Source organism: Rhodococcus sp. MTM3W5.2 (genome assembly GCF_001984015.1).
In the GTDB taxonomy this organism is placed as follows: domain Bacteria; phylum Actinomycetota; class Actinomycetes; order Mycobacteriales; family Mycobacteriaceae; genus Rhodococcus_G; species Rhodococcus_G oryzae.
This window is the reverse complement of the sequence record NZ_CP019572.1, coordinates 4,740,122-4,764,682: the sequence shown is the minus strand read 5'-3', so window position 1 is coordinate 4,764,682 and position 24,561 is coordinate 4,740,122. Positions and strand designations below refer to the sequence as shown.

The 24,561-nt window shown below is 68.9% G+C and carries 21 protein-coding genes, 7 pseudogenes and 1 riboswitch; of the genes and pseudogenes, 15 read left to right on the top strand and 13 right to left on the bottom strand.

The features are described 5' to 3' along the window. Positions 1-40: 40 nt before the first annotated feature. Together BTZ20_RS21650 and BTZ20_RS21645 are read right to left on the bottom strand one after the other, a co-directional pair. The gene (locus BTZ20_RS21650) at positions 41-385 is read right to left on the bottom strand and encodes a hypothetical protein (RefSeq protein WP_083742984.1); all 345 of its coding nucleotides are present in this window, start codon (positions 383-385) and stop codon (positions 41-43) included. Positions 386-398: 13 nt separating this feature from the next. Continuing rightward, a complete protein-coding gene (locus BTZ20_RS21645) occupies positions 399-896 on the bottom strand; it encodes a GbsR/MarR family transcriptional regulator (protein ID WP_077042767.1) in 498 nt (165 codons plus the stop codon). Positions 897-1,014: 118 nt separating this feature from the next. Here BTZ20_RS21645 and BTZ20_RS21640 point away from each other — a divergent pair, with 118 nt between their 5' ends. The 5 genes from BTZ20_RS21640 (at position 1,015) to BTZ20_RS21625 (ending at position 3,474) form a co-directional block, all read left to right on the top strand. Further along, positions 1,015-1,659 carry a LysE family translocator gene (locus BTZ20_RS21640; protein WP_077042766.1) on the top strand — a complete coding sequence of 215 codons (645 nt, stop codon included), beginning with the start codon at positions 1,015-1,017 and terminating at the stop codon, positions 1,657-1,659. Between the two features lie 109 nt (positions 1,660-1,768). Continuing rightward, entirely contained in the window at positions 1,769-2,197 is a 429-nt protein-coding gene (locus tag BTZ20_RS21635) for a CBS domain-containing protein (RefSeq protein ID WP_077043894.1), read from the top strand. Then, positions 2,194-2,769 carry an alcohol dehydrogenase catalytic domain-containing protein gene (locus BTZ20_RS21630; RefSeq protein ID WP_411269163.1) on the top strand — a complete coding sequence of 192 codons (576 nt, stop codon included), beginning with the start codon at positions 2,194-2,196 and terminating at the stop codon, positions 2,767-2,769. The genes BTZ20_RS21635 and BTZ20_RS21630 overlap by 4 nt, the downstream gene beginning before the upstream one ends. Further along, the gene (locus BTZ20_RS29950) at positions 2,757-3,008 is read left to right on the top strand and encodes a hypothetical protein (RefSeq protein ID WP_411269092.1); all 252 of its coding nucleotides are present in this window, start codon (positions 2,757-2,759) and stop codon (positions 3,006-3,008) included. Before BTZ20_RS21630 ends, BTZ20_RS29950 begins: the two co-directional genes overlap by 13 nt. 40 nt (positions 3,009-3,048) lie before the next feature. Continuing rightward, a complete protein-coding gene (locus BTZ20_RS21625; RefSeq protein WP_077042765.1) occupies positions 3,049-3,474 on the top strand; it encodes a VOC family protein in 426 nt (141 codons plus the stop codon). A 15-nt stretch (positions 3,475-3,489) separates the two neighbouring features. Here BTZ20_RS21625 and BTZ20_RS21620 read toward each other — a convergent pair. Together BTZ20_RS21620 and BTZ20_RS21615 are read right to left on the bottom strand one after the other, a co-directional pair. After that, a pseudogene (locus BTZ20_RS21620) lies at positions 3,490-4,508 on the bottom strand (AraC family transcriptional regulator). Between the two features lie 7 nt (positions 4,509-4,515). Then, positions 4,516-5,700 (bottom strand): pyridoxal phosphate-dependent aminotransferase, encoded by a 1,185-nt coding sequence (locus BTZ20_RS21615; protein WP_077043893.1) that lies wholly within the window; start codon positions 5,698-5,700, stop codon positions 4,516-4,518. Positions 5,701-5,814: 114 nt separating this feature from the next. On the opposite strand from BTZ20_RS21615, the pseudogene BTZ20_RS21610 reads away from it, so the two are divergent. From BTZ20_RS21610 to BTZ20_RS21600, 3 genes and pseudogenes are all read left to right on the top strand, one after another. Then, positions 5,815-6,725: pseudogene (locus tag BTZ20_RS21610) on the top strand (ATP-binding cassette domain-containing protein). Beyond that, positions 6,722-8,305 (top strand): ABC transporter permease, encoded by a 1,584-nt coding sequence (locus BTZ20_RS21605; RefSeq protein ID WP_077042764.1) that lies wholly within the window; start codon positions 6,722-6,724, stop codon positions 8,303-8,305. The pseudogene BTZ20_RS21610 and the gene BTZ20_RS21605 overlap by 4 nt, the downstream one beginning before the upstream one ends. Positions 8,306-8,386: 81 nt before the next feature. Next, positions 8,387-8,988: pseudogene (locus BTZ20_RS21600) on the top strand (carboxymuconolactone decarboxylase family protein). Here the strand turns inward: BTZ20_RS21600 and BTZ20_RS21595 are convergent. Further along, on the bottom strand, positions 8,960-9,883 hold the full coding sequence (locus BTZ20_RS21595; RefSeq protein ID WP_077042763.1) for a sigma-70 family RNA polymerase sigma factor: 924 nt from the start codon (positions 9,881-9,883) through the stop codon (positions 8,960-8,962). The pseudogene BTZ20_RS21600 and the gene BTZ20_RS21595 overlap by 29 nt on opposite strands. Positions 9,884-10,003: 120 nt before the next feature. Between BTZ20_RS21595 and BTZ20_RS21590 the strand changes: the two genes are divergently transcribed. From BTZ20_RS21590 to BTZ20_RS21565, 6 genes and pseudogenes are all read left to right on the top strand, one after another. Beyond that, on the top strand, positions 10,004-11,107 hold the full coding sequence (locus tag BTZ20_RS21590; protein ID WP_077042762.1) for an ABC transporter substrate-binding protein: 1,104 nt from the start codon (positions 10,004-10,006) through the stop codon (positions 11,105-11,107). Then, entirely contained in the window at positions 11,104-11,937 is an 834-nt protein-coding gene (locus BTZ20_RS21585) for an ABC transporter ATP-binding protein (protein WP_077042761.1), read from the top strand. Before BTZ20_RS21590 ends, BTZ20_RS21585 begins: the two co-directional genes overlap by 4 nt. A 75-nt stretch (positions 11,938-12,012) precedes the next feature. Next, positions 12,013-12,804 (top strand): annotated as a pseudogene (locus BTZ20_RS21580) (ABC transporter permease); the annotation flags it as partial. A 13-nt stretch (positions 12,805-12,817) separates the two neighbouring features. Then, positions 12,818-14,162: pseudogene (locus BTZ20_RS21575) on the top strand (LLM class flavin-dependent oxidoreductase). Positions 14,163-14,206: 44 nt separating this feature from the next. Further along, the gene (locus BTZ20_RS21570) at positions 14,207-15,232 is read left to right on the top strand and encodes an LLM class F420-dependent oxidoreductase (RefSeq protein ID WP_077042760.1); all 1,026 of its coding nucleotides are present in this window, start codon (positions 14,207-14,209) and stop codon (positions 15,230-15,232) included. Positions 15,233-15,245: 13 nt separating this feature from the next. Next, positions 15,246-15,815, top strand: coding sequence for a GNAT family N-acetyltransferase (locus BTZ20_RS21565; protein ID WP_077042759.1), 570 nt, complete (start codon positions 15,246-15,248; stop codon positions 15,813-15,815). On the opposite strand, the gene BTZ20_RS21560 is transcribed toward BTZ20_RS21565, so the two are convergent. From BTZ20_RS21560 to BTZ20_RS21550, 4 genes and pseudogenes are all read right to left on the bottom strand, one after another. Then, the gene (locus tag BTZ20_RS21560) at positions 15,812-16,471 is read right to left on the bottom strand and encodes a DUF3239 domain-containing protein (protein ID WP_077042758.1); all 660 of its coding nucleotides are present in this window, start codon (positions 16,469-16,471) and stop codon (positions 15,812-15,814) included. The two genes, BTZ20_RS21565 and BTZ20_RS21560, sit on opposite strands and share 4 nt — an antisense overlap. A 10-nt stretch (positions 16,472-16,481) precedes the next feature. Beyond that, on the bottom strand, positions 16,482-18,164 hold the full coding sequence (locus tag BTZ20_RS21555; protein ID WP_189636525.1) for a DNA repair helicase XPB: 1,683 nt from the start codon (positions 18,162-18,164) through the stop codon (positions 16,482-16,484). A 506-nt stretch (positions 18,165-18,670) separates the two neighbouring features. After that, positions 18,671-18,796, bottom strand: a complete 126-nt coding sequence (locus BTZ20_RS29275) for a hypothetical protein (RefSeq protein ID WP_257017835.1) — start codon at positions 18,794-18,796, stop codon at positions 18,671-18,673. Between the two features lie 109 nt (positions 18,797-18,905). Beyond that, positions 18,906-21,217: pseudogene (locus tag BTZ20_RS21550) on the bottom strand (helicase-associated domain-containing protein). Positions 21,218-21,277: 60 nt separating this feature from the next. Between BTZ20_RS21550 and BTZ20_RS28565 the strand changes: the two are divergent. Further along, positions 21,278-21,472, top strand: a complete 195-nt coding sequence (locus BTZ20_RS28565; protein WP_072751546.1) for a hypothetical protein — start codon at positions 21,278-21,280, stop codon at positions 21,470-21,472. 68 nt (positions 21,473-21,540) lie between these two features. On the opposite strand, the pseudogene BTZ20_RS29575 reads toward BTZ20_RS28565, so the two are convergent. The 4 genes and pseudogenes from BTZ20_RS29575 to BTZ20_RS21525 form a co-directional block, all read right to left on the bottom strand. Beyond that, positions 21,541-22,154, bottom strand: a pseudogene (locus tag BTZ20_RS29575) (transglycosylase family protein). 5 nt (positions 22,155-22,159) lie between these two features. Beyond that, positions 22,160-22,344: riboswitch (cyclic di-AMP (ydaO/yuaA leader) on the bottom strand. 188 nt (positions 22,345-22,532) lie between these two features. Then, positions 22,533-23,825 carry a glycosyltransferase 87 family protein gene (locus tag BTZ20_RS21535; protein ID WP_083742784.1) on the bottom strand — a complete coding sequence of 431 codons (1,293 nt, stop codon included), beginning with the start codon at positions 23,823-23,825 and terminating at the stop codon, positions 22,533-22,535. Beyond that, positions 23,822-24,229 carry a YccF domain-containing protein gene (locus BTZ20_RS21530; RefSeq protein ID WP_077042756.1) on the bottom strand — a complete coding sequence of 136 codons (408 nt, stop codon included), beginning with the start codon at positions 24,227-24,229 and terminating at the stop codon, positions 23,822-23,824. The genes BTZ20_RS21535 and BTZ20_RS21530 overlap by 4 nt, the downstream gene beginning before the upstream one ends. Next, complete coding sequence (locus BTZ20_RS21525; RefSeq protein ID WP_077043891.1) at positions 24,226-24,453, bottom strand: hypothetical protein; 228 nt, start codon at positions 24,451-24,453, stop codon at positions 24,226-24,228. Before BTZ20_RS21525 ends, BTZ20_RS21530 begins: the two co-directional genes overlap by 4 nt. Between the last annotated feature and the right edge of the window lie 108 nt (positions 24,454-24,561).

Here is a 24,561-nt window from a genome sequence, read left to right as displayed (position 1 = left end):
GAATTCTACGCCTGCATCGAACAATTGTTCTAGTGTCGTGCTATTCGGCGGTGAGCTCCGCGAGCTGCTCGGCCGCGGTGATGTTGCCCAGGTCGGCGAGGCGCCGCAGCTCGTCCAGGTCGTCCCGTTCGGTGGCGAGTTCGATGAGCTGGTCGGCCGCGTCGGAGCTCCCGCCATCGGCGAGTCGCCGCAGTTCCTGCATGTCGCCCAGCTCGCCTGCCAGCTGGATCAGCTCGTCGGTCGCGTCGGCGCTTCCGCCGTCGGCGAGGCGCCGGAGTTCGTCCATGTCGCCCAGCTCGACTGCGAGCTGGATCAGTTCGTCGAGGGCGGTCTCGTCGCCGCTCTCGGCCCGCTCCCGCAGGGCGGACAGGTCGAAGTCGGTCATGATCGGCAACCTCTCAGTTGTTGGGAGCGGGAAGTGCTCCCGATCGGCGCAGTTCGTCGCGATGTGTGTGCCATTCGTCGCGCAGGGCGGGCAGTCGCTCGCTGAGGAACTCGGCAAGGGCGACCATCTCCTCGAGTGGTGCCCGACGGTCGGGCGGGGCGTCGGCCAGCAGCGCCAGTCCCTCCCGGAACAGGGCCGCGTGCTCGCGGTGGACGGCGGAATCGAAGTTCTGGGGTTGCCGGCTCGTGGGGTCCAGGCTCACCCGGTCCACCCGCTCGCCCGCGGCACGGGTCCGCCGCGCCAGCTGATAGCCCTCGAGCAGCTTGACGGCGCCGGTCACAGCGCTGCGGCTCGCCAGCAAGGCGTCGCCGAGCTCGTCGATCGTCTGCTGCGGCGGATCGCAGACGAACAGGTATCCCAGCAGCCGCCCCGCCATCGGAGGGAACCCGTACTGGCGCGCATAGAAGCGGCCGACATGGTCGGCGAAGATCAGCTGCGTGTCGTGTGGCACCCCTGGACTGTAACAGTTCCGACTGAGATGACACAGATCTGTGTCATTTGGGTTGTGGGTCCAGTGGTGCGCAACTGGCCCGCGACAGCGGTGCGCGGACCGTGCGAACCTGATCGCCATGATCACCGGCGCGGCAGTTCTCGGGGTCTCGGCGGTCGCACTCGGCATGGTGCTCACCCCCGGGCCGAACATGATGTACCTCGTCTCCCGCAGCGTCACCCAGGGCCGACGCGCGGGACTGATCTCACTCGGCGGCGTCGCCGTCGGTTTCGCCTGCTACCTGGCGGCGGCGACGGCGGGGATCTCGGCGGTCTTCGTCGCGGTGCCGCAGCTCTACCTCGCGGTGAAGCTCGCGGGCGCCGGCTATCTGGGGTGGCTGGCCTGGCAGGCTCTCCGGCCGGGCGGGGCCTCGGTGTTCGCACCCCGGCGGTTGCCCGTCGATTCCGCCACGCGCCTGTTCACGATGGGGCTGGTCACGAACCTGCTCAACCCGAAGATCGCCATCATGTACCTGGCGCTGATCCCGCAGTTCATCGATCCGGCGGCGGGGCGGGTCTGGGCCCAGAGTCTCGGTCTCGGCGGCGTGCAGATCGCGGTCGCGCTGACCGTCAATGCCGCGATAGTCGTTGTGGCAGGAACTATTTCGACGCTCCTCGACGCCAGGCCCGGCTGGCTGAGGGTACAGCGCTACGTGATGGGATCGGTCCTCGGCGGGCTGGCCGTCACCCTCGCCCTCGACAGGTCCCGGCCTGCGGTCGCCTGACCGGCGGCGATGCGCCCCGGATTCCTTCGTCCGTTGATGGTCGGCGGGGCTTCCGGCTGCCTATGATCGACACAGCGGTAGCCGAGCGCGGATGGATCGGGGTGTCCAGATGCAAATAGCGGATGTGTTGCGGAACAAGGGCCCGGCGGTGGCGACGGTCGGGCCGGGGATCACCGTCAGCGTGCTGATCGGCGAACTCGCCAGGCACAACGTGGGCGCCCTCGTCGTGGTCGAGAACGACGAGGTGGTCGGCATCGTGACCGAGCGCGACGTGGTGCGCCGCATCCACGAGCGTGGCGCCGAGCTGCTGAACGACCGGGTCGGGGACATCATGACCACGGCGGTGTTCGCCTGTCTGCCGACCGACAGCGTCGACAGCCTCGCCGAGACCATGACCGAGCGCCGGATCCGGCACCTGCCCGTGATCGTGGACGGTCAGCTGGTCGGCATCGTCAGCATCGGCGACGTGGTGAAGAGCCGGATCGGTGAGCTGCAGGGTGAACGCGACCAACTCGAGGCCTACATCGAACACGGCTGACGGGAGCCGAACATGGCGGAGGCCATGCGCGCCGCACGATTCCATGCCGACTCCAAAAAGACTGTGGTGGAGGACGTCCCGATACCCGAGCCGGGTCAGGGGAGGCGCTCGTCAAGGTCGAGTACTGCGGGATCTGCCACTCCGACCTGAGCCTGATCAACGGAACCTTCCCCGCGATGCTGCCGGTCGTCACCCAGGGCCACGAGGCGTCCGGCACCATCGCGGAACTCGGTGCGGGAGTAGCGGGCTGGGCGGTGGGCGACCGGGTCATCCCGTCCGCGGGCAAGGCCTGCCTCCGGTGCCGCAACTGCAGGCGTGGGGATCTCACCAACTGCTTGAACATCCAGCTGATGGCGTTCGCCTACGACGGCGCCTGGGCGGAGTACACGGTGGCGCAGGCAGGCGGGTTGACCCGGATCCCCGACAACGTCCCGTTCGATCAGGCGGCGATCCTCCCCAAGGACTACGTCCAGGGCGGGACCCCCAGCCGACGCGGTGTCCACGCCGTACGGTGCCGTCGTGCGCGCTGGACTGCCTCGCTGTCGCCGGCAGGCTCATCGTGGTCGGGCTGAGCGACCAGGAGGCTGTCCTGAGCACCACCACCGCCTTCGGGCTGTCGAAGAAGCAGGTCAAGGGCCATCTCGGCTACAAGAACGTCGACATCGAGACCCTGGCGGAACTGCTGGCCCGCGGTCGTCTCGACGTCTCGCGCTTGATCAGCGAGATCGTCTCGCTGGAGGACGTCCTGGTCGGCATCGAGAAGCTGGACAAGCACGAGGGCGATCCGATCAGGATCCTGGTCAGGCCCTGAGTCCCCGGACACTGTCGGTCCCCGGTCGTACTGTCGCGACATGGGATACGAATTTCAGGTGACAGTGGACGCCGCCGACCCGCACACCCAGGCCAAGTGGTGGGCGGAGACACTCGGTTGGCGGGTCGAGCCGAGCGACGAGGACTTCATCCGGAGGATGGTCGCGGCCGGGCACGCCACCGAGGAGGACACTCAGGTCTTCGAGGGCACCCTGGTCTGGAAGCTGGGCGCTGCGATCAGTGACCCCGAGCATCAGGAACGCCCGCGGGTGCTGTTCCAGGTGGTGCCCGAGACGAAGTCGGTGAAGAACCGGCTGCATTTCGACGTCCGGGTCGGCGAGGACAAGCAGGCGGTGGCCGATGCCCTCGTCGCCCGCGGCGCGACGTTCCTGCATCGCGGGCAGGTGGGTCCGCAGTGGTGGATCACGATGGCCGACCCCGAGGGCAACGAGTTCTGCGTCAGCTGAGCGCCTGCTCGGCGGCTAGCGGTAGGCGCCGGGGGTCTCGCCGGTCCACCGTTTGAAGGCGCGCCGGAACGCACTGGGCTCGGAGAACCCCAGCCGCGCCGACAGGTCGTCGACGGACTCGCCGCGGCCGAGTCCGGAGATGGCCGCGTCGCGGAGCACCTCCTCCCGGAGCTGATTGAGTGAGGTGCCCTCCTGCCGCAGCAGCCGGCGCAGGTGCGGGACGCTGATCGAGAGCATCTCCGCGATGTCGTCGGCCGTGGACGTGCGGCCCTTGACCCCGGACTCGAGAACCTTGCGGACCTGCGCGGAGGCCGTGCTGTCGTAATCCCGTTCGGAGAAAAGCAGATTCGGAGACTCCCGCAGATAGTCCTCCAGCGTCTCCTCGGTCTGGATGATCGGCGCACGCATCACGGCGTTGTCGAATTCGAGTGCCGCCATGTCGGCGCCGAAGGTGACCTTGACGCCGAAGATCACGTCGTAATTCCTGGCCAGCGACGGATCCGGAGCCGGATACGGCACTTCCACCGAGATCAGCTTGACCCGCTTGCCGACCAGCCAGGCCGCGAACCGGTGCAGGAGTATCAGCTCGAAGTCGGTGAGCAGACGGTCGGCGGCGTCCGCGGTCGCTGCGGGCAGCGCTTCGTCCCGCCGGGGATCACGACCTGGAGCCGGGTGGTCGACTCTCCGGTCCGGATCCGCAGCGGCGGCGGACCAGGGAGCGCGCGCATGACGTCGGCCATCCGCTCGAGCGCGCTGCCGAGGTCGGGGGTGTGGATCAGCGACAGGCAGACCAGTTTGAACGTGCCGCGCGGCACCGGTGCCGCGCCGAGGCCGAACAGTTCGTCGCCGGTCAGCTGCCAGGCCGCCTGGGTGAACAGTGTCAGCTGGTCGGCGGTCAACCGTGCGTTCTCGTCGCGCAGCATGGGCAGGGTGATGCCCGCGGCCGCAAGGGGAATGGACATGTCGAACCCGCCGCTCGCCGCCAAGGCGGCGGCCCTGCGCACGAAGTCCGCGGGAATGGTGCGCTGACTCATCGCCGCGTCACCACCGCCCCGCCAGCCCCATGAGGCGCTCGGCGGCCTCGGCGAGCACCTCGTCGCGCTTACAGAATGCGAAGCGCACCACGTGATTCCACGGCGCCTTGTGGTCCGCGAAGACGCTGACCGGCACCGCGGCCACCCCGATCCGCTCCGGCAACGCGCGGCAGAACGCCTCGCCGTCGGTGGTGCCGAACGGGGTGATGTCCGCACACACGAAGTAGGTGCCTCCGCTGGCGTGCACCCCGAACCCCGCCTCGCGCAAGGCCCCGCTGAGCACGTCCCGCTTGCGCTGCAGGTCTTCTCGCAGACCGGTCACCCACGCCTGCTCGTGGGTCAGCGCGTGCGCGACCGCGGGCTGGAACGGCCCACCCGCGACGAAGGTCAGGAACTGCTTGGCCGCGCGGACCGCGTCCACCAGCTCGGCGGGGCCGCACACCCAGCCGGTCTTCCATCCGGTCACGCTGAAGGTCTTGCCCGCGCTGGACACCGTGACCGTCCGGTCCGCCATTCCCGGCAGCGCCGCCACGGGGGTATGAGTGCGCCCGTCGAAGACCAGGTGCTCGTACACCTCGTCGCTCAGCACCAGCAGGTCGCGCTCGACGGCGAGCTCGGCAACGGCCCGCAGTTCCGCGTCCGTGAACACCGTGCCGGTCGGGTTGTGCGGGGTGTTGAGCACCAGCATCCGCGTGTTCGGGCCGACCGCGGCGCGCAGCGCGTCGAGGTCGAGGGCGAAGCCGTCGCCGTCCGGGACCAGGGACACGGACCGGCGCACGCCGCCTGCGAGGGCGACGGCCGCGGCGTACGAGTCGTAGTACGGCTCGATGAGCACCACCTCCTGGCCCGGTTCGACCAGGCCGAGCAGGGTCGCGCTGATCGCCTCGGTGGCGCCGACCGTCACCAGCACCTCGGTGTCCGGGTCGTACTCCAGGCCGTATCGCGCCGCGCGGTCGGCGGCGATGGCCTCCCGCAGGACCGGCATCCCCGGACCCGGCGGATATTGATTGAGACCGTCGGCGATCGCGGATCTGGCGACCTCGAGCATCGCGTTCGGGCCGTCCGTGTCGGGAAAGCCCTGGCCCAGGTTGATCGCGCCCGTCCGCACGGCGAGCGCTGTCATCTCCGCGAAGATGGTGGAGCTGAACGGTTGCAGGCGCGAGACCGTCTGCGAGTGGCGTGCTGCGGGCATCGTCACAGCCTATTCGCCGTCCGGGCGGGTTCCGACCGCATGGTCGACGAACTGCAGGCGCCCCGACTCGGCAATCCGCAGCAGGGCGCGGCCGGACCGTTCTACCGTCGATACATGAGCGCCGCGATCGAGATCTCGGACCTGGTCAAGACCTTCGGCCGAACGCGGGCCCTGGACGGCCTCGAACTCCAGGTGCGCACCGGGGAGGTGCACGGCTTCCTCGGCCCCAACGGGTCGGGCAAGTCCACCACCATCCGGGTCCTGCTCGGCCTGCTCCGCGCCGACAGCGGCGACGTGCGACTTCTCGGTGGCGACCCCTGGCGCGAGGCGGCCGGACTCCACAAGCGTCTCGCCTACGTCCCCGGCGACGTGAATCTGTGGCCGAACCTCTCCGGCGGCGAGGTGATCGACCTGCTCGGACGGCTGCGCGGCGGCCTCGACGGGCGACGCCGGGCCGAGCTGCTCGAGCGGTTCGACCTGGACCCGACCAAGAAGGGCCGGACCTACTCCAAGGGCAATCGGCAGAAGGTGGCGCTGGTCGCGGCCCTGTCCTCCGACGTGGAACTGCTGATCCTCGACGAGCCCACCTCCGGGTTGGACCCGCTCATGGAGGCGGTGTTCCAGGAGTGCATCGCCGAGGTCACGGGGCAGGGGCGCACGGTGCTGTTGTCGAGCCACATCCTCGCCCAGGTGGAGGCCCTGTGCGACCGACTCACGATCATCCGGCTCGGAAGATCGATCGAGACCGGCAGCATGGCCGACCTGCGCCACCTCACCCGTACCTCCATCGCCTGCGAGACCAGGAACCCGGCGACCGGTCTGGACGAGCTGGCCGGTGTGCACGACCTGGTGGTGGAGGGACAAGGGCCCGGTTCCAGGTGGACACGGGCGAACTGGACGGGGCGATCACGCACCTCACCCGTTTCGGCATCCGCACCCTCACCAGCCAGCCGCCGACCCTGGAGGAGTTGTTCCTGCGACACTACGGCGACGAGCTCGCGGCGGCCGGGGTGGACGAATCGTGACCACGCTGGCCGGAACCGCGACACTGACCCGGTTCGGTTTCCGGCGCGAGAGGTTGGCCCTGGTCCTGTGGGTCCTCGCGGGCGCCTTCGTCTACTACTCGCAGGCAGTCGGGGTCGACATCGCGTATCCGACCCAGCCGGAGCTCGATGCGGTCGCCGCCAGCATGGAGGGCAACGCGGCCATGGTGGCAATGGCAGGACCGCCGCGCGCCCTCGACACGATCGGGGGTCAGGTGGCCTTCCAGGCCAGCGCCTTCGGGACGATCGTCGCGGGCCTGATGAGCATGTTCGTGATCGGACGGCACACCCGCGCCAACGAGGAGACCGGCCGCGACGAGCTGATCCGGTCCTCCGTCGTCGGGCGCCACGCCTCTTTCGCCGCGGCGGCGATCATCGCGACGGTGGCGAACGTGCTCTACGGCGCGGTGGTCGCGCTGAGTCTGATCTCCTACGGTCTGGCCGCTGCGGGATCGCTCGCCCTCGGCGTCGGCGCCACCTGCGCGGGCCTGGTGTTCGCGGCGATCGCGCTGCTGGCCGCGCAGATCACGGAGAACACCCGAACCGTCTACGGCATCACCGGGGCCGCGATCGGCGTCGCCTACGTGCTGCGCGCGGTCGGCGACGTCGGAAGTGGTGCGCTGTCGTGGCTCTCGCCGCTGGGCTGGGGCCAGGCGATGCGGCCCTACGACGGCGAGATCTGGTGGCCCGCGCTGCTGTCGCTCACCGTCGCCGTGGCCGTCGGCCTCGTCGCGCTCCGCGTGCTGGACCATCGCGACGTCGGCGCGGGCGTGTTCCCTCCTCGGCCGGGCCCGGCTCGCGCTCCGCAGGGGTTGCTGGGCGAGTTCGGGCTCGCCTGGCGGCTGCAGCGCGGCACGCTCGTCGGCTGGTCGGTCGGGTTGTTCCTCGGCGGACTGGCGTTCGGCACGATCGGCAATGACGTGGGCGACCTGCTCGGCGACGTCGACATCGGGGAGTTGCTGGGGCAGGAGAGCGCGAGCATGGTCGACGCGTTCTACGCGATGGCCGCCGCGATGCTGGCCATGATCGGGTCCGCGTACACGATCTCCTCCGCCCTCCGGCCGCGTGCGGAGGAGGCGGCCGGGCATCTCGAGCCGCTGCTCTCCACCGCGCTGACCCGGATCCGCTGGATCGCGGGCCACGCGGTGATCACGCTGGCCGGTTCGGCCCTGGTGCTGGCGCTCGCCGGTCTCGGTATGGGACTGATGTACGGGATCATCGCCGACGACATGGCGCAGGTGCCGCGGATGCTCGGCGCCACCCTCGTCTACCTGCCTGCGGTCTGGGTCCTGGGCGGGCTCACCCTGCTCCTGTTCGGCCTCCTGCCGCGGCTGGCCTCCGCCGCCTGGATCGGCTTGGCCTTCTGCTTCTTCGTCCTGATGTTCGGGACGACGCTGAAGTTCCCGGACCGGCTGATGAGCGTCTCGCCGTTCGAGAACCTGCCGTTGGTGCCCGCGGTGGACTTCCGGTTGGCGCCGGTGCTGGTCACCACAATCGTCGCGGGTGCGCTGTGCCTGCTGGGGACGGCGGCGTTCCGGCGGCGCGATCTGCAGACGAACTGAGGGTTGTCACGTTTTCCTGGGCTGTCTCGTCCAAGGGTAGGCGGCTCGAACGGTCGCCGCTATGAGAAACAGGAGGGCGTCATGACTCGAATCCAGCCGGTGGCTCCGAAGGATGCCGGACCGCTGATCAAGGTGGCCTACAAGTTCGCCGGCCGCAGGTTCGGCGCGGTGCCCGAGCCCTTCACCGTGTTGGCGAATCATCGCAAGCTCTTCGTGGCCTGCGCGCGGCACGAGATGGCGGCGGAGAAGGCCTCCAAGGTGCTGCCCGCGAACATTCGCGAGCTGGCGGTGTTCCGGGTCGCGTGGACCGTCGGGTGCTCCTGGTGCGTGGACTTCGGCACCATGTTGCAGCGCCTCGACGGCCTCGACATCGAGCGGCTCCAGAAGATCGGCGACTACGAGAACTCCCCGCTCTACAGCGAGGACGAGCGCGCGGCGATCGCATACGCCGACGCGGTGACGGCAACTCCGGGGACCGTGACCGACGAGCAGGTGGCCGACCTGGAACGCCGGTTCGGCAAGGACGGGGTCGTCGAACTGACCTATCAGATCGGGCTGGAGAACATGCGGGCCCGGATGTACTCCGCGCTCGGGATCACCGAGCAGGGATTCAACTCGGGGACGCGTGCCGGGTGCCGTGGGCCGATCAGGCGGTCACGGGGCAGGCCGGTCAGGGAGCCTGACACCCGCGAACTTCTCCGGGTTCGCGATGTCATAGGCGGCGCTCACCTTGCCGTCGCGGACGGTGAATCCCCCCACGCGCGACGGGAAGCCCGGGTGGGTCTCGTCCCCGGGCGACCCGTGCGTGTAGAAACCGAGCTGGCCGTTGACCATGGCCGGTTCGAGCGCCAGGAGTGCCTGTGGCCCATAGCGATTGATCAGGCCGAGGAAGAAGCGGGCGAACTTGTCGGACCCGTGGATGACGTTGACGGCGGTGCGGGTGGTGCCGTTGGCATCGCCCATCACCAGGGCGTCCGGGTGTAGCGCGTCCAGCACGGCCTGGAGGTCGCCCGCCGCCATCGCGGCCATCAGCCTGCCGACCGCCTCCGCGTGCTCGTCGTCCGGGGTCGGCCGCTCGGCGCCGGCCACCGCGCGTCGTCCGCGCGAGGCCAGTTGCCGGGTCGCGGCGGTCGAGGTGCCGAGGACCCCGGCGATCTCGTCGAAGGGGACACCGAACCCGTCGTGCAGCACGAAGGCGGTGCGCTGATCCGGGCCGAGGGTGTCGAGGACCACCATCGCCGCCAACCGCGCATCCTCCTCGCGCACAACGGCTTCCAGCGGGTCCATCGACCCCGAGGATTCCAGCGGCATCACGATCGGTTCCGGAAGCCACTGTCCGACATAGCTTTCGCGCCGGACGGCGGCGCTGCGAAGGTGGTCGAGGCAGATCCGTCCGACCACGGTGGTCAACCAGGCGCGCAGGTCGCGGACGGAGTCGGGGTCGGTCTCGCTCAGCCGCAACCAGGCCTCCTGCACGGCGTCCTCGGCGTCGGACACGCTGCCCGTCATCCGATAGCCGACCGACAGCAGGTGACGGCGGTGGGATTCGAAGGTCTCGGCGAGTGCGACGGTGGCCATGGGTCGATTCTACGAACGCCTTCTACTTAAAACCCCGGTGAACGGAACTGTTCCCGGTGGCCGCGGCGTCCGTCATCTTTGACGCACCATCCAGCCACGCCCGACCTGAGGACTCAGACCATGGCATCACCGACGCTCAAGAGACGATCAACGCAGTCGCGAACCCTGCGCGCCCTCGCGGCTCTCGCCGCGCTTCTGACGATCGGTTCCCTGGTCGGGGCGCGCGCGGGGTCATCCGAGACCGAGCAGACCGCGGACGGCAAGACCGTGCTGCGCTACCAGGGCGCGGCCGGACAGGTCACCTTCCCGGAGTTGGCAGCAGACCTCGGCTACTTCCAGGACATCGAGCTGAAGTGGGTCGGTGACACCACCAGCGGGCCGCAGGACATCCAGTCCGTGGCGACCGGGCAGACGGAGTTCGGCAGCGCCTTCAACGGCGCGATCGTCAAGCTGCGCTCCGCAGGTTCCCCGATCACCTCGGTGGTGAGCTCGTACGGTGCCGATCAGGGCACCTTCACCGGGTACTTCGTGCTCGACGGCGCGCCGATCACCGGTGCGCGGGATCTGATCGGCAAAAAGGTCGGCATGAACACCCTTGGTGCCCATCATGAATTCGTCGTGCGCGAATGGCTGGCCAAGCAGGGGCTCACGCCCGAGGAGATCAAGCAGGTCGAGTTGATCGTGGTTCCCCCGATCAACACCGAGCAGGCGCTGCGGGAAGGCCAGATCGACGTCGCCGCACTCGGGAGTGTCTTCCGGGAGACCGCGGTCGGCCGCGGCGGGCTGCGTCCGCTCTTCACGGATTCGGCCATCTTCGGGGACTTCAGCTACGGCACCTACGTCCTGCGTGACGATTTCATCGCCGAGAACCCCGAGGCCGCTAAGGACTTCACGCAGGGCGTGGCACGGGCCGTCCGATGGACCCAGACCACACCGCGGGATCAGGTCGTGGCCAGGTTCAAGGAGATCATCGGTGAACGAGGCCGCAACGAGAACACGAGTTTGACGGACTACTGGCGTAGTCCGGGTATCCCGGTCGCGGGGGCGGTCATCGCCGACCGCGAGTTGCAGACCTGGATCGACTGGTTGGTCAGGAACGGCGAACTGAAGCCGGGTGAGTTGACGGCCGCCGACCTGTTCACGAACGAATACAACCCGTATGCGAACGGCGCGTACGCCGCCACCAGCGGCGCCGACGGGCAAGCATTGGGGGCAGCGAAATGACCGCCGAACCCAAACTCCGGCTCGACCGGGTCAGCAAGCATTTCGGTATTCGCGGGTCCGATGCCCGGTTCACCGCGATCGAGGACATCAGCATCGACGTCGCCGACGGCGAGTTCCTCGTCCTTGTGGGACCGAGTGGCTGCGGCAAGTCCACCCTGCTCGATCTCCTCGGCGGCCTGACCACACCGTCGTCGGGGCGGATCCTGCTCGATGGTGAACCGATCACCGGACCAGGCCTCGACCGGGGGATCGTCTTTCAGCAGTACGCGCTGCTGCCGTGGCGGACCGCGCAGCACAACATCGAATTCGGGTTGGAGGCGAAGGGCCTGCCGAAGCGGGAGCGGCGGGAGATCGCCGGCCACTACCTGGAACTGGTCGGGCTGCAGGGCTTCGGCGACCGGTACCCGCACGAGCTGTCGGGCGGGATGAAGCAACGGGTCGCGATCGCACGGAGCCTGGCCTTCGACCCGGAGGTGCTGCTGATGGACGAGCCGTTCGCGGCGCTCGATGCCCAGACCAGGGAGTCCCTGCAGGACGAGCTGCTGCGGATCTGGCGCACCACCGGCAAGACCATCCTGTTCATCACCCACGGCATCGACGAGGCCGTGTACCTGGGGCAGCGGGTGGCGGTGCTCACCTCCAGGCCGGGTCGCGTGAAGACGGTGGTCGACATCGACATCGACCGCACCGCGGCGGATGTCCGCTCCGACGCGCGCTTCCGGGAATTCCGCCACCACATCTGGAGCCAACTGCAGGGCGAGGTGGCGCGCGCTCAGCACCAGGAACTCGAGGCGCAGGCGCCCGCACAGAAGGAGACGGCTCATGTCTAGTGTCGAACTGCTCGCGCCGCCGGTCGCCGCCCGCGGCCAGGTGCCACGCTCCGCGCAAGCGGCGCCGCGACGTCCGGGGCTCTCACCCGCGGCGGCCGGGCGGTCCGCGCCACCGCCTGGCGGATTCTCAAGCCATCGCTGGCGATCGGTCTGTTCCTGCTGTTGTGGGAGCTGGCCCCGCGGTTGGGCCTGGTGGACAAGGTGTTCCTGCCGCCGTTCTCCGGTGTGGCGGGCGCCTTCGGTGACCTGGCCGCCAGCGGCGAGCTGTGGAACCACGCCTCCGCGAGCCTGAGCCGGGCGTTGACCGGTTTCGCGATCGCCATCGCGATCGCCATCCCGCTCGGCGTCGCCATAGCGTGGTACCGCCCGGTGGCCGAGTTCGTCAATCCCATCCTCGAACTGCTGCGCAACACGGCCGCGCTCGCGTTGCTGCCGGTCTTCGTGCTCGTGCTCGGCATCGGGGAGACCTCCAAGGTCGCCCTTGTGATCTACGCGAGCACCTTCCCGATCCTGCTGAACACCATCTCGGGCGTCCGGACGGTGGATCCGCTGCTGGTCAAGTCCGCCCTGTCCTTGGGCCTCACACCGATCCGGCTGTTCCAGAAAGTGATCCTCCCCGCTGCCGTCCCGACCATCTTCACGGGCATCAGGATGGCGGCGGCATCCTCGATCCTCGTCCTGATCGCCGCCGAGATGGTCGGCGCCAAAGCAGGTTTGGGATATCTGATCACGGCCTCGCAGTACAACTTCCAGATCCCGAAGATGTACGCCGGAATCATCGCGATCTCGCTTCTCGGTCTCGTCTTCAACGGAATCCTCATCCTCGCCGAGCGCCGCCTGTCTCGCTGGCGCGTCGGTCCGATCTAAGGAGATCATCGCAATGTCTCAGCGGTCCAAGCAGTTTCACCTCAATGCGTTTCTCATGGGCGTCGGCCACCACGAGGCGGCCTGGCGTCACCCGCGCACCGATGCCAACGACGTGCGGTCGGTCGAGCATTTCGCCGAGCTCGGCCGGATCGCCGAACGGGGCAAGCTCGACTCGGTGTTCTTCGCCGACGGCCTCGCGGTCGGCCCTCGCATCAAGCACAACGCGCTGGCCACCTTCGAGCCGGTCACCCTGCTCACCGCGATCGCGGGCGCCACCGAGCAGATCGGGTTGATCGCCACATCCTCGACCACATACAGCGATCCGTTCACCACCGCCCGCAAGTTCGCGTCGCTCGACCACATCAGCGGCGGAAGGGCGGGCTGGAACATCGTCACGAGCGCAGGCGAGGACGAGGCCGCCAACTTCGGCCTCGACGCGATCCCGGATCACCTCGGCAGGTATCAGCGCGCCGAGGAGTTCGTCGAAGCAGCGGTCGCCCTGTGGGACAGCTGGGAGGACGACGCAGTCGTGCTGGACCCGGGTACCGGGGTGTTCGCCGATCCGGACAAGGTGCACGCGATCGACCACGATGGCGAGCACTTCCGGATCCGTGGCCCGCTGAACTCGCCGCGCTCACCGCAGGGCCGCCCCTGCTGGTACAGGCGGGCTCGTCCGAGAGTGGGAAGGAGTTCGCGGCACGGCACGCCGAGGCGGTGTTCACCGCGCAACGCACGCTCGCCCAGGGCAGGAGTTCTATCGGGACCTGAAGGCCAGGGTGACCGCGCACGGGCGCCACGCGGACGAGTTGAAGGTGCTGCCGGGGATCGTCCCGTTCATCGCCCCGACCGAGGCCGAGGCGAGGGCGCTGGAGCGGGAGTTCACCGATCTGATCTCGCCCGACTACGCGCTCCGCCAACTGTCCGCCATCCTCCGCGTCGACCTCACCGAGCACTCCCTCGACGCGCCCCTGCCGCCGTTGCCGCCTGTGCACGAGATCCAGGGCAACAAGAGCCGCTACGAGTTGGTCAAGGAGCTTGCCGAATCCGATTCCCTGACCGTGCGGGAGCTCATCGGGTTGCTCGGGGGCGGGCGCGGGCATCGGACCTTCGCGGGCACCCCGGAGCAGATCGCGGACGAGCTCCAGCTGTGGTTCGAGCAGGGGGCTGCCGACGGCTTCAACATCATGCCGCCCTTCCTGCCTGGCGGTCTGACCGATTTCGTCGACCAGGTCGTGCCGATCCTGCAACGCCGCGGGCTGTTCCGCACGGAGTACACGGCGTCGACCCTGCGCGGGCACTACGGGCTGGCGCATCCGGCCAGCCAGTTCGCCGCGTCGCAGGCCAGGAACAGCGCATGAGCGAAGCCTGATGGGCAGGCCGGCTCCTCGGTAGGATCAGCGCCATGCGTTTCGGGATGTTCGTACCGCAGGGTTGGCGTCTGGACCTGGTGGGCATCGACCCGGCCGAGCAGTGGGACGCGATGAAGTCGGTCACGCTGCGGGCCGAGTCCGGACCGTGGGAGTCGGCCTGGGTGTACGACCATTTCCACACCGTGCCCGCGCCGACGGACCAGGCCACCCACGAGGCCTGGTCGTTGATGTCCGCGCTCGGCGCGGTGACCTCCACCATCCGGCTCGGGCAGATGTGCACCGCGATCAGCTACCGCAATCCCGCCTACCTGGCCAAGATCGCCGCCACCGCGGACCTCATCTCGGGTGGCCGAATCGAGATGGGCATCGGTGCGGGCTGGTACGAACACGAATGGCGTGCCTACGGGTACGGATTCCCGTCCGCCGGTGAGCGTCTGGCCCGTCTCGACGAGGGCGTACAGATCCTGCGGCAGGCCTGGACCACCGGGTCCGCGACCCTGGACGGCAAGCACTACCGGGTCGACGGCGCCATCGTGCGCCCGCTGCCGCTGGAGGAGGGCGGCATCCCGCTGTGGATCGCGGGCGGCGGCGAGAAGGTGACCCTCAAGATCGCGGCGAAGTACGCCCAGTACACCAATTTCGACGGCACCCTCGAGGGCTTCACCCAGAAGTCCGCCGTGCTCAAAAAGCACTGCGCGGCGGTCGGCACCGACTTCGACGCGATCGTGCGTTCGGCGAACTACAACGTGGCGATCGGTGCCACCGAGGCGGAGGTCGAGGACCGGCTGGCCGCGACCAAGGCCAGGATGGCGAGATTCGTGGGCGAGGACCTCGCGGAGGCGTCGATGGCGGCGTTTCGCGGGATGCCGGGGGTCGGGACGCCTGAGCAGATCATCGAGAACCTGACCGCGCTGCGCGATCAGGGCCTGAGCTACGGGATCTGTTATTTCCCCGAGGCCGCGTACGACACCTCGGGCATCGAGTTGTTCGAACGCGAGGTGATCCCCGCACTGGCGCGGAGCCCGCGGAGTGCCCAGGAAGCACAGCCGGGTACGTGAGGCAGGAGCCGACATGTTCGTGGAATCGCTCAGCGACGAGGGTCTGTGGCTGACGCCGCCGGGACCCGGCGACGTCGAGTCCATCACCAGGTGCTGTCAGGACGAGGCGGTGGGGGAGTGGACCACACTGCCGGTGCCGTATACCCACGACGACGCGCAACGGTTCGTCGAGCGGGTGGTGCCCGTCGGATGGGCGGATCGCAGTCCGACCTGGGCGATGCGGCACACCCCCGCGGGCGCCGTGGTCGGGATGATCGGTCTCGCAGGCCGTGACGACTCGGCCGCGGACATCGGCTTCTGGCTGAACCAGGCGGTCCGGGGCCGCGGCCTGATGGCCAGGGCGGTGAACATGGTGTGCGACTTCGGTTTCCGTCCGGACGGGATGGCGCTGGAACGGATCGAGTGGCGCGCCTACGTCGGCAACAAGCAATCCGCTTCCGTGGCGCGGCGGGTGGGTTTCCGATTCGAGGGCACTCTGCGCGCGGGCGGTCTCCAGCGCGGGCGCAGGCGCGACGAATGGGTCGCGGGCCTGCTCTACGAGGATCCTCGGGAGCAGGCCGGGGGCTGGCCGGATCTCGGCTAGCGCAGGTCCGCCGGGTCGACGGGGATCTGCTGGTTCTCGGCGCGCGGGACCTGTTCGGCCAGGGGGATCGACTTCGCCAGCAGCTTCCACTCCGTGCCGCTGATCGAGTCCGCCGCCCGCCGGATCACCTTCTGGTCCTTGGTGCCCCAGGCGATCGGCATCGGGCTGACCATCTGCCAGGTGTCCGCGGTGGACTTGGTGCTGCGGTCGGAGAGCACCGCGATCGACGGCACCCGCTCGCCGACGTTGGTCAGCGAATGTCCCGGCAGCGCCCGGATGTTGCGGGTGACCAGGGCGTAGTGCGGGCGATCCGCGGATGGCTTGGCCACGTCCACCAGCGCCAACAGCGTGGCCCCGCGGGGCCGGGTCACCGCCACGACGGCGGGCACCAGCGGGCCCTCGGCGTAGAGCTTCTCGACCGAGCCCACCTTCTTCGGGGCCCAGAACGCCACCCACAGCGAGGTGACGGCCAGCAGGGCGACCACAACGCCGACGATGTAGGACCACGGATGGGCCAGGGAGATCAGCCAGGCCGCGAGCCCGGCCAGCAGCAGGGCCGTGACGATGGCCGAGGCCCGGAGTCGACGGACGTCGCCGACCGTCTCGTTGACGGAGTTGGCGTGGGAGTGGTCGACGGGGAACTCGAAGCTGCGCACGGTCCTATTCCTACCCGATGGTCGGGCCGAGCAGGTCGTCAGCATCGGTGATCCGGTAGGCGTAGCCCTGCTCGGCGAGGAAACGCTGGCGGTGCGCGGCATACTCGGCGTCCAGCGTGTCGCGGGCCACGACCGAGTAGAAGTGCGCCTGGCCCCCGTCCTGCTTCGGGCGCAGCAGGCGGCCGAGCCGCTGTGCCTCCTCCTGCCGGGAACCGAAGGTCCCCGAGACCTGCACCGCGACAGAGGCCTCGGGCAGGTCGATGGAGAAGTTCGCGACCTTGCTCACCACCAGCGTCTGGATCTCGCCGCGCCGGAACGCGTCGAACAGCGCCTCGCGTTCCTTGTTCTTCGTCGACCCCTGGATGACCGGTGCGTTCAACGCCTCGCCGAGTTCCTCGAGTTGGTCGAGGTAGGCGCCGATGACCAGGGTGGGCGAATTCGGGTGCCGGTCCAGGATCGACTTCACCACCGCGATCTTGGTGTGCGCCGTCGAGCACAGCTTGTACCGCTCCTCCGGCTCCGAGGTGGCATACGCCATCCGCTCGGCATCGGTCAGCGTCACCCGGACCTCGATGCAGTCCGCGGGCGCGATCCAGCCCTGCGCCTCGATGTCCTTCCACGGCGCGTCGTACCGCTTGGGGCCGATGAGCGAGAACACGTCGCCCTCGCGCCCGTCCTCGCGGACCAGGGTCGCCGTCAGGCCGAGGCGACGCCTCGATTGCAGGTCCGCCGTCATCCGGAAGACCGGCGCGGGCAGCAGGTGCACCTCGTCGTAGATGACCAGGCCCCAGTCGCGGGAGTCGAACAGCTCCAGGTGCTTGTACTCGCCCTTGGTGCGGCGGGTGATCACCTGATAGGTCGCGATGGTGACCGGGCGGATCTCCTTGCGCTCGCCCGAGTACTCGCCGATCTCCTCCTCGGTGAGCGAGGTCCTGGCGATCAGCTCCCGCTTCCACTGCCTGCCTGCGACCGTGTTGGTCACCAGGATCAGCGTGGTGGCCTTGGCCTTGGCCATCGCCGCCGCGCCGACCATCGTCTTGCCCGCGCCGCACGGCAGCACGACGACGCCGGAGCCGCCGGCCCAGAAGGAGTCGGCCGCCATCTGCTGATAGTCGCGCAGCTCCCAGTGCCCCTCCTCGAAGGCGAGGTCGATCGGGTGTGCCTCGCCGTCCACGTAGCCGGCGAGGTCCTCGGCCGGCCAGCCGATCTTGAGCAGCATCTGCTTGAGGTGGCCGCGCTCGCTCGGGTGCACCACGACGGTGTCCTCGTCGACCATGGCGCCGAGCATCGGCGAGATCTTCTTGTGCCGCATCACCTCGGTGAGCACCGCGCGGTCCATGCTGACCAGGATCAGGCCGTGCACCGGACTCTTCACCAGCTGCAACCGGCCGTACCGGGCCATCGTGTCGACGATGTCGACCAGCAGCGGCTGCGGGACCGCGTACCGGGAGAATGTGACGAGCGCGTCCACCACCTGTTCGGCGTCGTGTCCCGCTGCCCGCGCGTTCCACAACGCGAGCGGGGTCACCCGGTAGGTGTGCACGTGCTCGGGCGCGCGCTCGAGTTCGGCGAACGGGGCGATGGCCTGTCGGGCCTGGCCGGCGAGCTCGTGGTCGACCTCCAGGAGCAGGGTCTTGTCGGACTGGACGATCAAGGGCCGTCGGACACGTGCGCCTCCTACGTAGACAACCACTCCATTGTCCACACTTTGCTGTGGGGTGGTCGTCACAGGCCCGCGGTCCCGGCTGATCCGTGTCCGTGGCCGAAAAAAGTGAAGGATTCTCCCGCGATCCGGAGAATCCGTCACTATTAGTGCGTCACCGTTGTGTGGCCACCCTTTTCTTCGTCTCCATTACATGCACGAGCGCCTCGGAAATTCCGGAACGGTATCCGGCGTCTCGCTCGGTGCGGACCTCCGTGGTGTCGAGTTCATTTTCCAGCCTGGCCTGAATTCGGTCCAGGGCGAGAAGTGTTCTTTTCACGGATGGTCCTTCTTGTCTTTTACGGTTGGGCGGCATTCTGGAAGTGCGCACTGCCGTGCTCGTTCATCCAGTACGAACAGTCTGGCGGAACGCAGTGCGGCGTGATACCCGCTGGACCGCGCATTCGAGAACATCGCCTCCCCGGTTAGTTCGTAGATCCGGCTGTGCAGGGTGTCGAGGACCAGGGGGATGGGTGGTGCGGTCACCTCGGTGCGCATCAGTGGCGTTTCCGTTTTCTGATCAGCTCTCCGGAATCGGCTGCGCGATCCCTTTTTTCGGCACGTCGTTCCTTGAGGGACTGTGCCGGTTTCTTCAGGCTCTTGCCGGGTTTCTTGTCTGCCATTGTCGCTCCTGAATTCGAAGTGGCAATCACTTGGGCCGACCATACGTCATTTCCAGGAAAAAGCCAGTCGCGCACGCGGGCGTGCTTTTCCTACCCGCGCGGCCCGGAATCAGTCGAGGAGGTTCACCGAGGTGATCCGGTGCAGGGTGAATCGGCGGACCGCCCCGGTGTCCGGATCCAGTGCATCGAGCTGTCCGCCACCGACGCTGATCGGATCGACGACGCGCTCCGTCGCCACGCCCTGCGCGTCCACATAACCGATCGCCACGCTGCGGCGTACCTTCGCCGCGAGCTGGAGCAGCGCCATCGTCGCGGCGCCGCCCGCCCGGCTGCCGTCCGAACGCACACCCTGACCACGCTGGGCGGTTGCGGCCCGCTGGCCGGCCCGCAGCTGGCTGACGAGGGACCCGAGCTGGTCATCGGTGGGGATCGCGGGCATCCGCAGCGCGGGGCGCGTCCGGCGTCGCGGCACCCGGGCGCCGCGCGGTCGCAGGTCCACGATCGCGCCGGAGGAGTCCTCTCCCGCCGGTGCGAACCCGGCCGACCGGAGCTGGTCGAGCACCTCGCTCAGCGGCGCCTGCGAGATCGCGACGGTCGGGGCCAGGGCACGCAGCGCCAGCTGCTCGGACACCGCGGAGGCCAGCACCTCGGCGAGCAGCGCCGGGTCCTCGCAGCGGATGAACGAGGACGCCACCCCCGCCCGCAGCTGGCCGTGCCTGCGCGCGACATCGTCGATGAGGTAGGTCAGGGCCTGCGGCACCGGCGTCTTCGAGCGCTTCTCGAACAGCGCGTGCAGCTCCGAGGCGCTCTTCCCGGCGTCGAGCGCCCGTCGCACGCTGTCCTCCCGGATCCGGTACATGGTCGCTGCACCGGCCGATTCGATGTCCGCGACCAGGGTGATCTGCTCCTGCAGCTCCGGGATCAGCGGGCCGGGAGCCATCACCGTCAGGTCCGCCTGCACCAGGACGTAGTCGATGGGGGCGGGCAGGCTCGCCGTCATCTCGGCGACCACCGCCTCTGCGGCGGCCCCGTGCAGCAGCCCGCGGCCAGGTGACGCGAGCGCGCCTCGGCCGATCAGGCCGACCGCGGCCGCCTCGGCGACGGTGTGCTCGACGGCCCCAGCACCGAACCGGCCGGACCAGCGCGGGCGCCGCCACGCGACCAGCGCGGCGAGCTCGGAGGTGGTCGCGCCCTGCCCCGGCGAGAGCTCACCGAGCAGCTCGAGCACGAATTTGCGGTCGCGGGGGCGCCGGATGCGCGTACCTCCTCGGACAGCGCGGCGATCGCCTTGTCGTTGGGATCGCGCAGCCCGATCACCCAGGGCCTGCGGGGCATCTCCAGCCATCCGTGGGCGAGGGTGTACCACCTCTGGGCGGTACCGGTGTTGAGCCAGGCATCCGCGGCGACCGTCGGTGCCCAGTAGTCGTCGCCGGTGTCGGCGGCGGGGGCCGGGTCGGGGGCGCCGCTCGCGATCAGGCCCGCCCCGGACAGTAGTTCCACGATCAGGCCGACCCGGTTCTCGTCGACGCCGGCCGCCTTCGCCAGGCGCCTGGTCTCGCGGACCCCGAGCCCGCCCGCCTTGAGGGTCGGTGCGGGCTGGTCGCCGAGGGCCGCGATCAGGTCCTCGCAGTGCCGGATCAGCTCGAGCGCCTCGCCGGCCGCGACCGCGTTCACGTCCGCGATCTTCTGCTTGTTGGTGCGGATCGGCGGCGGGGTGAGGGCCATCGGGTCGGTGATCGTCTCGCCGCGCAGTGCCTGGCCGACCTGGTGGGGCAGCTCGACGGTCTGCTCGTCCACCCAGGTCAGCAGGCCGAGCGACAGCAGTCGCTGGACGGGGCGGTCCGGTGGCGTGCCGGGCGCGGCGTCGCGGGTGCGGCCGATCGGCGAGCTGGTGGCCAGGGTTTCGAGCAGCCTGCGCTCGGCATCGGTCACGGTCGCCAGGCCCGCGATGACCTGCGCCGCGGACATCGGCTCCTGCGGCCGGTCGACCCGCCAGGAGACGGCGTCGTTCGCGGTCGCCACGACCCGCAGCACCTGCGTGCCCCAGACCAGTGCTCGGGCGCGCAGCGCCTTGAGCGCCCGGTCGACGGCCTTGACCGGCGCCCGTCCGGCGAGCGCCTCCGCGAGGACCTCGCGCCGGACCCCGACCTCCGCCCCGCGTTCGAGCGAGAGCACGCCGATCACGGTGAGTTCGAGAACGTTCAGGTCGTCGGCGACCCGAAGCACCGATGCGCGTTGTTCGGCACGGGCCGCCAGGACCGCCAGGTTCGCTGGTGGCGGCACCGCGAGATCCGGGCGCAGCCTGAGCAGTTCGGCCAGCTCCGCATCGGTCCTCGCGGTCAGCCAGGCGAGCAGGCTGTCCGGCACGGCGGTGCCGTGAGGTGATTCGGCGGCGGGGGCAGCACCTTCGGTATCGGTCATCAACTATCAGATTAGAGACCTGGGGTGTACCACGGCGCGAGCTCCTGCCAAAATGGGACTGTGGCTAACAATTCGAGCAAGCGATACGTAGATCCAGGCTGGCCGGCGCCGGAACTCCAGGATGGCGATCATGCCGTCACGGAGCTCTCGTCGAGCCGCTCCGGTGGGCTGTCCCCGTTCGGGGAGGACACCGAGTTCCCCCTCCCCGTCTCTGAACTGCCCTACACCCACCCGCACACGGTCATCAATCGCTGACCTCGGATACCGAACGCGAAAGGCCCCGCACCTCGTAGGTGCGGGGCCTTTCACGTGAAGGGGGAGTCTCAGCGGGGCAGGAGACCCGAGTTGGCCTTCAGGAAGTCGATGACCTGGGGGTTCAACTTGGCCTGCTCGAAGAGCGCCTCGATCTGCGGATCGAGCGCGATGCCCTTGGCCTGGACCGCCTCGAGGGCGCTGTCGAGGCTGTCGAGCACGTCGGCTGCGCCGTCGGTGGTCGGGAGGCTGGTCACGGCGGGCAGCTCGGCCGCCGGAGCAACCTCGGCGGCGGGAGCGGAGCGCGGGGTCGAGCCGCTGGTCAGGCCGAGGCTCGAGGAGCAGGACGGCCAGGCGCCCCAACCCTGCGAGGCGAGGACCTTCTCGGCGACCGCGATCTGCTGCTCACGGGTGGCCTGGTTGGCGGTCGCGGCGTACTCGCCACCACCGTGGGCGTTCCAGGTGCTGGGGAGAACTGCAGTCCACCCTGGTAGCCGTTGCCGGTGTTGATGCCCCAGTTGCCGCCTGCTTCGCACTGTGCGAGGCGGTCCCAGTCGGAATCGGGGGCTGCATTGGCCGGGGCCGCGAAGGCCGCGCCGGCTGCGCCCAACACTGCGCCGGTCACGACGACCTTGGCTGCGTTGCGGCGGGTGTTCGTGGGCTTGCGATGGCGTCCAGTGCTCATGCGGGTTTTCCTCTCCTCACGCGCCTGCGAGGTCAGCTGTCGGGTTCGGGCTGAGAGGTCGCCCGGCCTCGCCGCTCCTGGATGGTGCGGGTCTGGCTTCACCCCAAGAGAAATTCGCTTGCGCGATTTCCTCGGTGTCCACTGGGGACGTGGGTCCCCCGTCCTCGTCCCTGGGTAACTCGTAGGAATCCGGTTCCGCGGGACGAGGTTTGGCGCGGCGGATCGGATCTGGCCGAACTTCTCCGGCCGCAGATGACCGTACGTGGCCGAGGCCGTGTAGTCATCTGTTACCTAAATTTCGATTCTTTCGGCGTTTCGCCCGAAAATTCGAGCGTATTCGCAGGTCAGATCGGGTCACCTCGGCCCGAGACCGTCCTGTTATGTTACCGTGATGTGAGGTAGATCACAGTTTCGATCGGGGCTGACCTCGGGCTCCGCCTGGCGTGGACCCTGGCGCAGCGCGATCAGCGTGGTCACGGCGATGACGACGAACATCAGCGGGTACACCGCGGCGAAGAACGGAGCCAGGGCATCGGAGGTGGGGACCATGAACAGGCCGATCGCCTGCACGCTGTCCGGGAACTCATGCGTCCAGCAGAGCAGCGGCAGCGCGAGTGCCGCGGGCACTAGCCAGGCGGTCGCCCGCCCGGCGCCGAGCGCGCGGTGCATGGCCAGGACCAGTAGCGGCACGAACCACACCCAGTGGTGGCCCCAGGAGAACGGCGAGACCGCCGCGGAGGTCAACCCGCACAGGGTGGTGGCCAGCAGCGCCTGTCCGCGCTTGTGCGCCAGCCAGGAGGCGCCGAGTCCGAGCGCGGTCAGGACGGCCGCGCAGAGCAGCCACAGCATCAGCGGCGGGTCCGCGACGTCCAGCCAGCGGGCCAGTACCCCGGCGGCGGACTGGTTGGCGGGCCACGCAGTCTCGCCGATTCGCGTCGAGTGCAGGATCACCGCGGTCCAGTAGGACCACGAGTCCGAGAAGATCACCACGAACCCGACGACGACGGTCGCGAGGAAGCCTGCGATCGCGGTCGCCGCCGCGCGCCACTGCCGGGTGACGAGCAGTTCGACGATGAACAGACCGGGCGTCAGCTTGATCCCGGTCGCGATCCCGACGCCGATGCCGCGCAGCCTGCTGCCCTCGGGGCGTCCGAGGTCCCAGATGATCAGCACCATCAACAGCAGATTGATCTGGCCCAGCCAGATCGTCGTGCGGACCGGCTCGAGCCAGGTGAAGGTCACCGTCATCAGTCCGGTCGCCACGTACAGCCTGCGGTCCGTCCGGTACCCGAGCTGCCGCCAGCACAACAGGACGACGGCGTAGAGGATCCCGAAGTTCGCGAGATATCCGAGAATGGTGGTGAGCTCCGCCGACACGGCGTTGAGCGGGGCGAACAGGACGGCCGAGAATGGCGGATAGGTGAACCACATGCCGCCGTGCAGCGCGTGGTCGTAGAGCCCGTCGGACCGCAGCACGGTGGCGCCGCCGCTGCGGTAGACCAGCAGGTCGAGACCGTTCTGGAACAGGCCCCACAGCGGGTATCCCATCGGCACCACCCGGTCGTGCGCCACGACGACGGCGAGGGCAAGGGCGCCGAGTGAGCCGAGGAACAGTGGGTGAGAGGGGAGTGCGCGCCCCGCAGCCGGGGTGGCGCGGGGCGGCGGCATCATGCCGGGAAGCTCGTTGACGACGTGGGCGCCGCACCGACGTCCACGATCTCCTTGCCGAGCGGCATCAGCGAGATCGGGATCATCTTCAGGTTCGCGATGGCGAGCGGGATCCCGATGATCGTGATCGCCATCGCGATCGCGCTCACCACGTGGCCGATGGCCAGCCAGATACCGGCCACGATCAGCCAGATCACGTTGCCGATCAACGAGGCGATCCCCGACGTCGGGCGCTCGACGACGGTCTTGCCGAAGGGCCACAGCGCGTAGACGCCGATCCGGAAGGACGCGATCCCGAACGGGATGGTGATGATCAGGATGCAGCAGATGATGCCCGCGACGAAGTAGCCGAGCGCGAGCCAGAGGCCACCGAAGATCAGCCAGATGATGTTGAGCAGGATTCTCATTGGTTTCCCTCTCTTCGAACGCGGCGGCCGGACCGCAGCGCGAAAACAATGCCGAGCAGGAACCCGATCGGGCAGGCAAGGGCGATCAGGTACAGCACCAGTCCCGGCTCGTGGCCGGTCGCGGCCACCACGAAGATCGCGACGATGGCGAGGACGCCGACAAAGAAGAACAGGAGCGCGGCACGGAAGAGTCCGTTGCCGCGGGGAGAGGATTGGCTGACCACGTTCCAACCGTATCCCCCGGAAACCCCGGTGCTCGGGAGGGGCACGCGGGGGTAGACTTCGGTCCATCGCGTCCCGCAAACGGTGGGGCGCGTTCATTTATGTAGATG